This window comes from Collinsella sp. CLA-AA-H302 (assembly GCF_040093305.1).
Taxonomy (GTDB): domain Bacteria; phylum Actinomycetota; class Coriobacteriia; order Coriobacteriales; family Coriobacteriaceae; genus Collinsella.
Map to the genome: position 1 here is coordinate 15,875 of NZ_JBBNJW010000005.1, position 12,573 is coordinate 28,447.

General features: G+C 61.0%; 11 protein-coding genes and 3 tRNA genes. 10 read left to right on the forward strand and 4 right to left on the reverse strand.

Annotated features, from left to right (window positions below; translation table 11 throughout):
* Positions 1-11 precede the first annotated feature (11 nt).
* The 4 genes from sufB to sufU are packed head-to-tail and all read left to right on the forward strand — an operon-like array spanning position 12 to position 4,444.
* Positions 12-1,424, forward strand: coding sequence for a Fe-S cluster assembly protein SufB (gene sufB / locus AAAV21_RS04795; protein WP_349107833.1), 1,413 nt, complete (start codon positions 12-14; stop codon positions 1,422-1,424).
* The gene (locus AAAV21_RS04800; protein WP_349107834.1) at positions 1,424-2,695 is read left to right on the forward strand and encodes a SufD family Fe-S cluster assembly protein; all 1,272 of its coding nucleotides are present in this window, start codon (positions 1,424-1,426) and stop codon (positions 2,693-2,695) included. The genes sufB and AAAV21_RS04800 overlap by 1 nt, the downstream gene beginning before the upstream one ends.
* Entirely contained in the window at positions 2,692-4,017 is a 1,326-nt protein-coding gene (locus AAAV21_RS04805; protein WP_204986374.1) for a SufS family cysteine desulfurase, read from the forward strand. The genes AAAV21_RS04800 and AAAV21_RS04805 overlap by 4 nt, the downstream gene beginning before the upstream one ends.
* Positions 4,010-4,444, forward strand: coding sequence for a Fe-S cluster assembly sulfur transfer protein SufU (gene sufU, locus AAAV21_RS04810; protein ID WP_349107835.1), 435 nt, complete (start codon positions 4,010-4,012; stop codon positions 4,442-4,444). The genes AAAV21_RS04805 and sufU overlap by 8 nt, the downstream gene beginning before the upstream one ends.
* 65 nt (positions 4,445-4,509) lie before the next feature.
* On the opposite strand, the gene AAAV21_RS04815 is transcribed toward sufU, so the two are convergent.
* Positions 4,510-5,310, reverse strand: a complete 801-nt coding sequence (locus AAAV21_RS04815) for a transposase (protein WP_349107837.1) — start codon at positions 5,308-5,310, stop codon at positions 4,510-4,512.
* Between the two features lie 403 nt (positions 5,311-5,713).
* Between AAAV21_RS04815 and AAAV21_RS04820 the strand changes: the two genes are divergently transcribed.
* From AAAV21_RS04820 to AAAV21_RS04835, 4 genes are all read left to right on the forward strand, one after another.
* The gene (locus tag AAAV21_RS04820; protein ID WP_006235554.1) at positions 5,714-6,448 is read left to right on the forward strand and encodes a nitrogen-fixing protein NifU; all 735 of its coding nucleotides are present in this window, start codon (positions 5,714-5,716) and stop codon (positions 6,446-6,448) included.
* An 18-nt stretch (positions 6,449-6,466) separates the two neighbouring features.
* Complete coding sequence (locus tag AAAV21_RS04825) at positions 6,467-7,471, forward strand: GGGtGRT protein (RefSeq protein WP_055252290.1); 1,005 nt, start codon at positions 6,467-6,469, stop codon at positions 7,469-7,471.
* A 256-nt stretch (positions 7,472-7,727) separates the two neighbouring features.
* The gene (locus AAAV21_RS04830) at positions 7,728-9,254 is read left to right on the forward strand and encodes an FAD-binding protein (RefSeq protein ID WP_349107839.1); all 1,527 of its coding nucleotides are present in this window, start codon (positions 7,728-7,730) and stop codon (positions 9,252-9,254) included.
* 161 nt (positions 9,255-9,415) lie between these two features.
* The gene (locus AAAV21_RS04835) at positions 9,416-9,778 is read left to right on the forward strand and encodes a BRO family protein (RefSeq protein ID WP_349107841.1); all 363 of its coding nucleotides are present in this window, start codon (positions 9,416-9,418) and stop codon (positions 9,776-9,778) included.
* Positions 9,779-9,891: 113 nt separating this feature from the next.
* Here the strand turns inward: AAAV21_RS04835 and AAAV21_RS04840 are convergent.
* From AAAV21_RS04840 to AAAV21_RS04850, 3 genes are all read right to left on the reverse strand, one after another.
* Positions 9,892-9,964 (reverse strand) — tRNA-Lys (locus AAAV21_RS04840).
* Between the two features lie 43 nt (positions 9,965-10,007).
* Positions 10,008-10,083: transfer RNA gene (locus AAAV21_RS04845), tRNA-Lys, on the reverse strand.
* A 22-nt stretch (positions 10,084-10,105) separates the two neighbouring features.
* Positions 10,106-10,182: transfer RNA gene (locus AAAV21_RS04850), tRNA-His, on the reverse strand.
* 166 nt (positions 10,183-10,348) lie between these two features.
* Here AAAV21_RS04850 and AAAV21_RS04855 point away from each other — a divergent pair.
* Both AAAV21_RS04855 and AAAV21_RS04860 read left to right on the forward strand, forming a co-directional pair.
* A complete protein-coding gene (locus AAAV21_RS04855) occupies positions 10,349-11,530 on the forward strand; it encodes an aminotransferase class I/II-fold pyridoxal phosphate-dependent enzyme (protein ID WP_349107842.1) in 1,182 nt (393 codons plus the stop codon).
* Between the two features lie 139 nt (positions 11,531-11,669).
* A complete protein-coding gene (locus tag AAAV21_RS04860) occupies positions 11,670-12,560 on the forward strand; it encodes an ROK family protein (RefSeq protein ID WP_349107844.1) in 891 nt (296 codons plus the stop codon).
* Positions 12,561-12,573 lie beyond the last annotated feature (13 nt).

Genomic DNA, 12,573 nt, shown 5'->3' on the forward strand with positions numbered 1-12,573 from the left:
GGGGCGACGCAATGACCAAGAACCGCACCGAGGTCGCGGACATCGACCGCAGCCTCTACGACTTCACCTATGGCGAGGAGGGATTCGAGCGCCTCGACGCCGGCATCACGCCCGACATCGTGCGCGAGATCAGCGCCAAGAAGGACGAGCCGCAGTGGATGCTCGACCTGCGCTTAAAGTCTCTCGAGATCTTCAACCGCTTCCCCAATCCGACATGGGGCCCCTCCATCGAGGGCCTAGACATGGACAACATCGTCACCTATGTCAAGCCCAACACCGACCAAAAGCACGACTGGGAGTCGGTGCCCGACGACATCAAGAACACCTTTGAGCGCCTGGGCATCCCCGAGGCCGAGCGCAGCTACCTGGCAGGCGTCGGCGCGCAGTACGACTCCGAGCTCGTCTACCACAACATGCAGGACACGGCATCCAAGATGGGCATCGTCTACTCCGGTATTGAGGAAGCCCTGCACGATCCGCAGTGGGAGCCGCTCATCCACGAGAAGTTTATGACGCTCATCCCGCCCACCGACCACAAGTTTGCGGCCCTGCACGGTGCCGTGTGGTCGGGCGGCTCGTTTGTCTACGTGCCCAAGGGCACCAAGTTGGACTTCCCGCTGCAGAGCTACTTCCGCCTTAACGCCAAGGGCGCCGGCCAGTTTGAGCACACGCTCATCATCGTCGAGGACGACGCCGACCTGCACTTTATCGAGGGCTGCTCAGCGCCAAAGTACAACGTGGCCAACCTCCACGCCGGCGCTGTGGAACTCTTTGTGGGCAAGCGTGCGCACCTGCGCTACTCGACCATCGAGAACTGGTCCAAGAACATGTACAACCTCAACACCAAGCGTGCGCGCGTGGACGAGGACGGCGATATCGAGTGGATCAGTGGCTCCTTCGGCAGCCACGTGGGCTACCTCTACCCCATGAGTGTGCTCAACGGTCGCCGCGCCCGCTCAAGCTTTACCGGCATTACCTTTGCCGGCGCCGGTCAGAACCTCGATACCGGCTGCAAGGTCGTGCTCAACGCGCCCGATACCTCGGCAACCGTCGAGACCAAGGGCATTTCCAAAAGCGGCGGCATCCAGACGTTCCGCAGCTCCATTGTGGCCACGCCCAAGGCCGAGGGCTCCAAGGCAACCGTGAGCTGCCAGTCGCTCATGCTCGACGATCAGAGCCGCTCCGACACCATCCCCGCCATGGACATCCGCGCCAAGAATGTCGACATCGGCCATGAGGCCACCATCGGCCGCATCGGCGACGACAAGGTGTTCTACCTGATGAGCCGCGGCATCTCGGAGGAAGAGGCCCGCACCATGATCGTCAACGGCTTTGCCAACCCGGTCTCCAAGGAGCTGCCGCTGGAGTACGCCGTCGAGATGAACAACCTGATAAAGCTCGAGATGGAAGGAGCGATCGGATAATGAACCAGACCACGAACACCGCTGCCACCACGCTCGAGCAGGTCAATGCTATGCCGGCTGCAACTTGGGGCTGGCTGCGCATGAACCAGACTAAGCTTGAGCTTTCGGCCGAGCTTGCCGCCGCACCCGCCGAGACCATTGAGGTCGAGGGCTTGGACGAGCAGTTTACTGGCGTGACAGACGCGTTCGACGCCGCCATGGAGGCCATGGCCGAGTGTTTCCCCGAGCGCCGCGCCTCCGCCCCCGGTGATGCCGCCGACCGCGCCCGCATCACGCCCGAAACCGAGCTCGACGTGCCCGCCACCTCTGTCTACCAGGCCGGTGCCATTAAGCTGGAGGAGGAGCTCTCCCCCGCTGAGGCCTTCGAAACCGGCATGGGCGAGGCTGCCTACACATATCTGGCAGACCACGCCACCAAGCGCATCGTTATTGATGTGCCCGCCTACCAGCACGCCACGGTCACCGTGCGCGTAAGCGGCGTCGACGCTGCCGCGGCCATCGCCGCCATCGACGTCGTCGCCCGTCCGCAGGCAACGCTCGATCTGCATATCGCCCTGGACTCCCCCGTTGCCGGCGAGGGCGTCGTGGGTTCCGTGCTACGCGTGTGCGCCCACGAGTACGCCACCGTCAACGTGGCCTGCACGCAGACGCTCGACGATAGCTGGATCGCGCTCGACGACACCGGTCTGTTCCTAGACGAGGGCGCGCGCGTCAACGTGCAGCACACCGTCTTGGGTGCCGGCGCCAGCGCCACCGGCCTTGCCGGCGACCTGCTGGGCGATACCGCCAAGGTCACCATCGATACTGACTACCTGGGCGCCCGCGAGCAGGTGCGCGACTTTAACTACGAGCTGCGCCACCGCGGTCGCAAGACCGAGTGCGAGATCGACGCCAACGGCGTGCTGACCGGCACGTCCAAGAAGGTCTACCGCGGCACCATCGACCTCGTGCACGGCTGCAAGGGTGCAACCGGCACCGAGCGCGAGACGGTGCTTTTGGCCAACAAGGGTGTCGACAACAAGACCGTCCCCGTCATCTTGTGCGACGAGGACGACGTCGCCGGCAACCACGGCGCCACCATCGGCCACGTCCGCGACGAGCAGCTGTTCTACCTCGCCTGCCGCGGCCTTGACCAAAACGCCGCCGAGGATCTGTTCATCCGCGCCAAGCTGGAGGACGCCGCGCTTTCCGCCACCGATGAGCGCACCCGCGTCGCCGTCGTCCGCTTGGGCAACAACCTGATCGATAACTTTGAAGAGGAGCTCGCATGATCGATACCGAGCACGTTAAATGCGATACCTGCACCGCCCCCGAGCCCATGGAGCTCGACGCCAGCGACGAGGCTTCGCGCGGTTGGCCTACCGTAGACATCGAGACTAATCCCTACAAGGCGCAGTTCCCGTTGTTCCAGCAGCACCCCGAGATCGCCTTTCTCGATAGCGCCGCAACCGCGCAGCGCCCCGCCTGCGTGCTCGACGCCGAGCGCGACTTCTACCAGCGCATGAACGCCAACCCCCTGCGCGGCCTGTACTCGCTGTCCGTCGAAGCCACCGAGGCCATCGCGAAGGTGCGCCAACAGATCGCCGACGTCATCGGCGCCCCCCAGGCCAACGAGGTCGTCTTCACCCGCAACACGAGCGAGTCGCTCAACTTGGTCGCCAAGAGCTTTGCGCCCACGGTCCTCGAGCCCGGCGACGAGGTCGTCATCACCATCATGGAGCATCACTCCAACCTGATTCCGTGGCAGCAGGTCTGCCGCGAGACCGGCGCTAAGCTCGTCTACCTCTACCCCACCAAGACCGGCCAACTCACGACCGAGGAGGTTCTGGCCAAGGTGGGTCCCAAGACCAAGATCCTGGCCGTGGGTCAGGTCTCCAACGTGCTGGGCGTCGAGAACCCCGTCAAGAACCTCGGCAAGCTCGTGCATAAGTACGGCGGCTATCTGGTCGTCGACGGCGCGCAGTCGCTGCCGCATATGCCGGTCGACGTGGCCGACCTAGGCGCCGATTTCTTTGCCTTTAGCGCACACAAGGCCATGGGCCCCATGGGCATTGGCGTGCTGTGGGGCAAGATGGACCTGCTCAACGCCATGCCGCCCATGCTTACCGGTGGCGAGATGATCGACTCGGTCACCGAGCAGGACGCCGTCTGGGCGCCCGTCCCCGAGAAGTTCGAGGCCGGCACGCAGGACGCCGCCGGCATCTTTGCCACAGGTGCTGCCCTCGATTACCTGGTCAACACGGTAGGCTACGAAAACATCCAGGCGCGCGAGCAGGCACTCGTCCACTACCTGATGGGCGAGCTCATGCAGCTCGACTTTGTCCAGATCATCGGCTCCATCTATTGGGACAACCACCACGGCGTCGTGAGCTTTAACGTCAAGGGCATTCACCCGCACGATGTCGCGAGCATCATGGACATGGACGGTGTCTGCATCCGCGCCGGTCACCACTGCGCGCAGCCGCTGCTCACCTGGCTGGGCGTCGAGAACCTTGCCTGCTGCCGCGCCAGCGTGGCCTTCTACAACGACAAGGCCGATATCGACAAGTTCATCGCCGGCCTGCATCACGTTTGGAGCACGTTCAATGGGTAACCTCTACACCTCCACCACGTTTATGGAGCACAACTCGCACCCCGATTATAAGTACGAGATGGATGCCCCCACGCACGAGCACGACGGCATCAACCCCAGCTGCGGCGACGAGCTCACCTTGCAGCTTCGCGTCGAGAACAACGTAATCGAGGAGGCCTCCTTTACCGGCCATGGCTGCGCCATCAGCCAGGCCAGCGCCGACATCATGGCCGACCTCATCACCGGCGAGACAGTCGAGGAGGCACGTCGTCTGGCAGAGCTTTTCCTCGCAATGATCCGTGGCGAGCAGCTCTCCGAGGAGGACCTGGAAGACCTGGACGAGGCCGCCCAGCTCCAGGACATCTCACACATGCCCGCCCGCGTCAAATGCGCCGAGCTCGCCTGGCGCACCCTCGACGGCATGCTCACGGGACAAGATAATCAGTAGTATTTGTCCCAAATCTTAAGAATTTTGTTGGCCGAATCGCTTGACAAGAGTGGTTCGGCCATTTTCTATTCCGAGCCCTCAGCCTGAGCCTTCACCCGCGCATAAGCGCGCACGATACGAGAGACGGTACTCTTGCTGATTCCCGTATACCGTTCAATCTCGCGCACCGTGTAGCCGCCATCGTGCAGGGCGAAAATGATTGCGTCTCGCCGCGACGGTGCTACGGTCTTGAGTTCGTTAAGCGGCACGCCCAGGCGCTTCGCCATCTTGTCGGCAAACGCACGCCGCTCCCACTCCGTCTCATCCATATCGTGAATCACCGGATCGGAACCATCGGGCATCGACAGAGAATAATCCAGAAACCCCTTGGCGGACTCAAAGAGTTCGAGCACACAAGAAGGGTCCGAAAATCCCCTCGTCGTATCGTTGTCATACGCTCGCAGATACTCGGCAAAGCTGCTCCACGGATAGCGCTCGATCAGGGCGATGCCCGCCTCCTGCGGATTAGCGTGAACATAGCGAATCGTGGCCATTAGATGACGGTCGGTATCGAGCGAGCGCCGGTCAAAACGGTTCTGGAACAGATGGCCCGTGCGCCCCGTGCGTTTATTGAACCGCCGCGCGTACGTCAAAAGCAGCCGGTGCATCGCCGCGCTCATCGCGTCCTCGTAGTCTGCAAGCACCAGATGCACGTGATTGCCCATAAGGCACCAGGCGATAACCGTCACGCCCGCCCCGCGGCAGCACTCGCGCATCAGCTCCAAAAACTCCCACCGGTCTTCATCGCCCTCGAAGATGAGCTGCTTGCCCGTACCGCGAGCACAGACATGGTAAAAGCCGGTAACCGTTCTCCAAACGCGCTGCATGGCGCTCCCTTCGCCGGGGTCTGCTTGCCATCCAATACAGCACGATTGAAGCGTGCCATCAAAACATCCACGCAAAACAATAGACTCGCGCGGCCAAAGGCAGTAAATAGGCGGCGAACGGCACCGTTGCAACAGGTCAGCCCCTGCAACGCTTACAAGAGCTGACCAAAAGCTTGCCCAAGACGGACCCCCTCTACGGAAGTTCGCGACCACAGAACATAGGGTTAAACCGTTTCAATTAAAACTTCCGGACTTCTCGCTACGAAAACTGAGCCGTTCACCGAATATTCCGTGCATTTCGCGGTATTATAGGGGCTGCATGTCATGTCCCTTTCGAAGGGTCGCCCGGCAATCGCCAGCCACGACCCCCAGACGGGACGCCAACACGATAGAGAGGAGAGGCATGCAGTACTCACAGGAAGTGGAGAACATGTGCCCCGTTGCCAAGGGTGCATACCACGGCCCCGCACCCATCCCCGAGGAGGGCAAGTGGGTCCAGGCTAAGGAGATTTCCGACATCTCCGGTCTTACGCACGGTGTGGGTTGGTGCGCACCCCAGCAGGGCGCCTGCAAGCTCACGCTGAACGTCAAGGACGGCATCATCGAGGAGGCCCTCGTTGAGACCATCGGCTGCTCGGGCATGACCCACTCTGCCGCCATGGCTTCCGAGATCCTTCCCGGCAAGACCATCCTCGAGGCCCTCAACACCGACCTCGTCTGCGACGCCATCAACGTTGCTATGCGCGAGATCTTCCTGCAGATCGTTTACGGCCGCAGCCAGACCGCATTCTCCGAGGGCGGCCTGCCCGTGGGCGCCTCCCTCGACGACCTCGGCAAGGGCCTTCGCTCTCAGGTCGGCACCATGTTCGGCACCAAGGCCAAGGGCGCTCGTTACCTCGAGCTCGCTCAGGGCTACGTCACCCGCATGGCTCTCAACGACAAGAACGAGATCATCGCATTCGAGTTCCTGAACCTCGGCAAGTTCACCGACGCCGTCAAGGCCGGCAAGACCCCCGAGGAGGCCATCGCTGGCGCTATGGGCCACTATGGTCAGTGGGAGAACGCTGCCAAGTACATCGACCCGCGCACCGACGAGGAGACTCACTCCGTCGCCAGCGTGTTCCCGGTTCACGAGTAGAAAGGGAGGGAAATAACTATGACTGTTACGTTCGAAGGTTACGAGCGCCGCGCTGACAAGATCAACAAGTGCCTCGCCGACAACGGCATCGCCTCCCTCGAGGAAGCTCTGCAGATCTGCACCGACAAGGGCTTCAACCCGCGTGAGATCGTCAACAACACCCAGTCCATCGCCTTCCAGAACGCCGAGTGGGCCTACACCCTCGGCTGCGCTCTCGCTGTCAAGCGTGGCGCCAAGACCGCTTCTGAGGCTGCCGCCATCATCGGCGAGGGCATCCAGGCCTTCACCGTTCCCGGCTCCGTCGCCGAGGACCGCAAGGTCGGTCTGGGCCACGGCAACCTGGGCGCTATGCTGCTCTCCGACGACACCGAGTGCTTCGCCTTCCTGGCTGGCCACGAGTCCTTCGCTGCCGCTGAGGGCGCCATCGGCCTGGCTCTGAACGCCAACAAGGCTCGTAAGAAGCCGCTGCGCGTTATCCTCAACGGTCTGGGCAAGGACGCCGCCCAGATCATCGCCCGCATCAACGGCTTCACCTATGTGAAGACCCAGTTCGACTACTACACGGGCGAGCTCAAGGTCGTCGAGACCATCCCCTACTCGGATGGTCCCCGCGCTGCCGTTAACTGCTACGGCTCCGACGACGTCCGCGAGGGCGTTGCCATCATGTGGCACGAGAACGTCGACATCTCGATCACCGGTAACTCCACCAACCCCACGCGCTTCCAGCACCCCGTCGCTGGCACCTACAAGAAGGAGCGCCTCGAGGCTGGCAAGAAGTACTTCTCCGTCGCTTCTGGTGGCGGCACTGGCCGTACCCTGCACCCGGACAACATGGGCGCCGGCCCTGCCTCTTACGGCATGACCGACACCATGGGCCGTATGCACTCCGACGCCCAGTTCGCCGGTTCCTCCTCCGTGCCTGCGCACGTCGACATGATGGGTCTCATCGGCATGGGCAACAACCCCATGGTCGGTGCCACCGTCGCCTGCGCTGTCGCCGTCGAGGAGGCCCTCAAGGCCTAATCGCGCCCGCGCGATGCTCATATAGTTGAGCTTTAGAGCCGCTACCTTTTGAGGTGGCGGCTCTTTTTGTTTGCGTTGTCGCAGGGTAGCTAATGCCGATATATCAGTTGGGGCGAAATACGAGATGTGATGAGACGGAGCGCCAGAGCGTCCATGACGCCCACCTGCCATATGTGCCCTTTACCGATTTGCCAAGTCTTTGCGGCCCCATTGCCGATCACCCATGCGAAAATACGCCGGACGAGAAAGGAAACCGATGGAATCGACTGATGTACTGGTAATTGGATCTGGCATTGCGGGCCTTTGTGCCGCCATCGCAGCGGCACGCGCGGGCGCGACCGTTGTCATCGCAAGCGCCGGCAAAACCATGAGCGGATCGAGCTTTTTCCCGGGCACCTGGGGCCTCGGTCTTATTGGCCCCGTCGACAAAGACGACGAACAGGACCTCATCGACACCATCCGGACCGTGGGCGGCGGCGTTGCCGACCCTGAACTCGTCCAGACGTTCGTCCACGGCATTCCCCAGGCAATTGAATGGCTCGAGCAAGACTTGGGCGTTGAGCTTCAGCGTCCGCAAAGCGTCGAAAGCGCTCAGCAAAAGCAGTTTATCCCCTGCTTTGACCACAAGACGCGCATGTGGCGCGGCCTCACCCGCAAGCCCCTTGAGGACGCTCTGACGACCCGGATCGAGTCGCTCGGCATTCGCCTGCTCCCCCGCCATGAGCTTATCGACCTTGTTGAAGATACGGACGGAAAGATTGTCGGCGCCACGCTCTACGACCGGACAAACGAGCATCTCGTGCCTATGGCAGTCAAGGCCACTATCATCGCTGCGGGCGGCACGGGTGGCCTGTTCGAGCGCAGCCTCACTTCCGCCGACGTGCTCAGCTCATCACAGGCTATCGCGCTGGCGCACGGTGCGTCCCTTACTAATATAGAGTTCATGCAGATGATGCCCGGCTTTATAGAGCCCAAGCGAAACCTTGTTTTTAACGAGAAGACCTGGCGCTACGTCAAGTTCGATCAGCCGGTCGATATCGCCGACGATAAGCTCGACAATCTGCTCGAGCAACGCTCCGGATATGGTCCCTTCACTTCGCGTCTGGATTCTCGCGCTATCGACCTAGCCATCGACCAAGCGGGAGCCGAAGGCCTGGCGCTCCACTACGACTTCCCCCGCGAGGACGTCCCCGAGTTTGTGCAGACCTTTGCCACCTGGCTACAAGACGAGCACGGCATCGCGCCGACCGACGAGATGCGCGTGGCGATGTATGCCCACGCCGCCAACGGCGGTATCAAAATCGACAAGACCGCGTACACGGGCGTTGAGGGCCTCTACGCCTGCGGTGAGGCAACAGGCGGCATGCACGGCGCCGACCGCATCGGCGGCTTGTCGAGTGCCAATGGCATCGTATTCGGGCGCATCGCGGGCGCATCGGCAGCTCGAGCAGCGCTGGACGCTCCCGAGGCGGCCGCTCCGATGGATATCGCCCTCCCTCAGTATGGCATTGCCACAACAGATGCCGAACGCCTGACACACAGCCTTAAGCACACGATGAGCACCTATTGCATGATCAACAGGACCGAAGCAGGTCTATCCAAGGCCCTGCAACAGCTTGAAAGCCTGAAAGACGAGGCAACGGCGCTGAACAAGCCGCATGCCAATGACAGCGAGATCGCAGCCCTCGCCCGCCTGCAATCGCAGAATCAGCTGGCAACGGAGATGGTCAAAGCCATGCGCAAGCGGACCGAAAGCCTGGGTTCGCACTATCGATCGAATTAAACTGGACACCTATCTAGAGCAGAGCACAACTAATCGATATCTATGGGCCCCGTGACCTCGAAGTGGCACGGGGCCCATTCGTGTCCGCACGGCAGCGTATCCTTATTCTGAGTACAGAGCGGGCAAAGCGCGCATAGACAATAGATCAGCGAGGAGGAGATATGGACAGTAGAGATATCGAGAAGTGGCGTGTCGAACTTGATAGCTACGCCAATGTGGAAGACGGCGTTGAGTATTGGCTCGCACGAGATTTAATGGAACCCATGGGGTACACGCGATGGGAAAACTTCGCCGAAGTTGTTAAGAGGGCAAAAGTCTCGTGCGAAACAAACAAAACTCCAGTTGATTCCCATTTTCGTGACACCACGAAAATGGTAATTGCCGGTGTCGCCGCTCGAGCGGTTAAAGACTACAAACTTACGCGCTATGCATGCTATTTAATCGCCCAGAACGGAGATTCAAACAAGCCAGAGATTGCGCTCGCCCAGGCATACTTTGCCGTGCAGACGCGCCGGTTTTACTGATCCCCAGGGTAGACTCGATCTGTGAAAGCGGCTGTGCCCTTTCGGGTTCGGCCCCATGCGAGGTTAATAAAAAAGACGGCCAACCTTCGCTGACCGTCTTAATCATCTTTGGGTGGGCCGTCAGGGGGTCGAACCCTGGACCTTGGGATTAAGAGTCCCCTGCTCTACCAACTGAGCTAACGACCCAAAGCTAAAGTCCGTTGTAGCGGACTTTAGAGGAGATATCGTGTGGTGGGCCGTCAGGGGGTCGAACCCTGGACCTTGGGATTAAGAGTCCCCTGCTCTACCAACTGAGCTAACGACCCGATATCAACACGAAGCAAGAACTGGGGTGGGTAAAGGGACTCGAACCCTCGACCTACGGGACCACAACCCGTCGCTCTAGCCAACTGAGCTACACCCACCGTGTCCTGTGCGCTTCGCGCTCGACTATTATTGCAAGGAACGCCACTCGATGCAAGCCCCAATTTTCAAGAATTTTGAAAAGAGTTTTTCGAGCCTGTTTCGAGCAAATCCCACCGGTTCGCTAGGAGTAAACTTGCCCCACTGCACATCCTCGAAAGGACCGGCATGAAAGAACTCTCCAACCGCACGGCAACATTTACCGATTCCGTCATCCGTCGCATGACGCGCATCTCCAACAAGTATGGCGCCGTCAACCTGTCACAGGGCTTCCCCGACTTTGATCCCCCTGCGCAGCTGCTCGATAGCCTCAGCACCATCGCCACCGACCCCAAGCCGCTTTACCACCAGTACTCCATCACCTGGGGCTCCCAGGCCATGCGTGAGGCGCTTGCCGCCAAGCAGGAGCACTTTATGGGCATGCCGATCAACCCCAACGAGAATATCGTAGTCACCTGCGGCTCCACCGAGGCCATGATGGCCGCCATGATGACGGTCACGAACCCCGGTGACAAGGTCGTCATCTTCTCGCCATTCTACGAGAACTACGGCGCCGACACGATCCTTTCGGGCGCAGAGCCCATCTACGTGCCGCTCAACCCGCCCACGTTCGACTTTGACCGTGAGGTCCTCGAGGCGGCTTTCCGAGACAACAATCCCAAGGCAATCGTCCTATGCAACCCGTCCAACCCCTGTGGCAAGGTCTTTACCCGCGAGGAGCTCACCTTTATCGCTGACCTGTGCAAAAAGTACGACGCCTACTGCATTACCGACGAAGTCTACGAGCACATCGTCTACACGCCCCACGAGCACGTGTACATGGCCACGTTGCCCGGCATGTTTGAGCGCACCATCAGCTGCAGCTCGCTGTCCAAGACCTACTCCATCACCGGCTGGCGCCTGGGCTACACCATCGCTCCTGCCGAAATCACCGAGCGCATCAAGAAGGTCCACGACTTCCTCACCGTAGGCGCCGCCGCTCCCCTGCAAGAGGCCGTCGTCACCGCCCTCAACTTCGACGACAGTTATTACCAGGAGGTCCTCGACCTCTACACCGCCAAGCGCGACCTATTCTGTCAGGGACTCGACAGCATCGGCCTCACGCACAACGTGCCGCAGGGCGCCTACTACGTGATGATGGACATATCTGAGTTTTGCTATGACAGCGACCTCGACTTCTGCGAGGACCTGGCCTCAAAGGTGGGCGTGGGCGCCGTGCCCGGCTCGAGCTTCTTCCGCGAGCCCGTCAACCATCTGATCCGCTTCCACTTTGCCAAGCGAGACGAAACACTTAACGCGGCGTTGGAGAACCTCAAGTCGCTGCGTGATAAAATCAAGCCGCGCGGGTAAGGACGGCCCGGCAACTAAAGGAACCAAAGAAGTCTCGCACCGCCCGCCGCGATGCGAGACTTCTTTATAGCGCTTTCTTAATTGGTTTAGAGCGCTATACTTTAGGCAAGGAGCAACTCGTCCCGGAGAGAGGAACACTATGGCAGAGCAGCAGCTTATCGGAGCGCTCGAGGCCGGCGGCACCAAAATGGTCTGCGCCACGGGCTATGCAGATGGCACGGTCCTGGAGCGCGAGCAGATCGCGACCACGACCCCACAGGAGACCGTTGAGGCCGTCAACGCATGGTTTGCCAAAAAGGGCATCGCAGCGCTCGGCATCGGCGCCTTTGGCCCCACCGCGGTCAATCCCGCCTCACCCCAATACGGCAAGATCTTGGAGACGCCCAAGACGGCATGGCGCTACTTCGACCTGCTGGGCACCATCCAAAACGAGCTCAATATTCCCTGTGGCTACGACACCGACGTCAACGTTGCCTGCTTGGGCGAGGTCAGCTTTGGTTGCGCCCAGGGCCTCACCGACGTGGTGTATCTGACCATCGGCACCGGCGTGGGCGCCGGTGTGCTCTCGGGCGGCCAGCTCGTGCACGGCATGATGCATCCCGAGGCCGGCCACATCCTGGTCACGCGCGACCCGCGCGACACCATCGGCGAGCACAGCGCCTGCCCCTTCCATGACAACTGCCTGGAGGGTCTCATCGCAGGCCCCGGCGTTAAAAAGCGCTGGGATGGCAAGAGCGCCGGAGAGATGGCCGATGACCCGGAGGCAATGGACCTGCTCGCCGGCTATCTGGCGCAGGCGCTCATGACCTACACGCTGTGCTATGCCCCACAGAAGATTATCGTCGGCGGCGGCGTGGCCGACCACACCCCCATCGTGCCGCTCGCCCGCAAGAAGTGTGCCGAGATGCTCAACGGCTACATCGTCACGCCCGAGATGGCCGACATCGATAGCTATATCGTCAACAACAGCCTCGAGGGCAAACAGGGCATTATGGGCTGCCTGGCTCTTGGTGCACAGGCGCTCCAGTAACAGACGCACCCAC

Bases quoted from the DNA above. Each gene is read 5' to 3' on its own strand.
- sufB (WP_349107833.1), top strand. From the start codon at position 12: ATGACCAAGAACCGCACCGAGGTCGCGGACATCGACCGCAGCCTCTAC.
- AAAV21_RS04800 (WP_349107834.1), top strand. From the start codon at position 1,424: ATGAACCAGACCACGAACACCGCTGCCACCACGCTCGAGCAGGTCAAT.
- AAAV21_RS04805 (WP_204986374.1), top strand. From the start codon at position 2,692: ATGATCGATACCGAGCACGTTAAATGCGATACCTGCACCGCCCCCGAG.
- sufU (WP_349107835.1), top strand. From the start codon at position 4,010: ATGGGTAACCTCTACACCTCCACCACGTTTATGGAGCACAACTCGCAC.
- AAAV21_RS04815 (WP_349107837.1), bottom strand. From the start codon at position 5,310: ATGCAGCGCGTTTGGAGAACGGTTACCGGCTTTTACCATGTCTGTGCT.
- AAAV21_RS04820 (WP_006235554.1), top strand. From the start codon at position 5,714: ATGCAGTACTCACAGGAAGTGGAGAACATGTGCCCCGTTGCCAAGGGT.
- AAAV21_RS04825 (WP_055252290.1), top strand. From the start codon at position 6,467: ATGACTGTTACGTTCGAAGGTTACGAGCGCCGCGCTGACAAGATCAAC.
- AAAV21_RS04830 (WP_349107839.1), top strand. From the start codon at position 7,728: ATGGAATCGACTGATGTACTGGTAATTGGATCTGGCATTGCGGGCCTT.
- AAAV21_RS04835 (WP_349107841.1), top strand. From the start codon at position 9,416: ATGGACAGTAGAGATATCGAGAAGTGGCGTGTCGAACTTGATAGCTAC.
- AAAV21_RS04855 (WP_349107842.1), top strand. From the start codon at position 10,349: ATGAAAGAACTCTCCAACCGCACGGCAACATTTACCGATTCCGTCATC.
- AAAV21_RS04860 (WP_349107844.1), top strand. From the start codon at position 11,670: ATGGCAGAGCAGCAGCTTATCGGAGCGCTCGAGGCCGGCGGCACCAAA.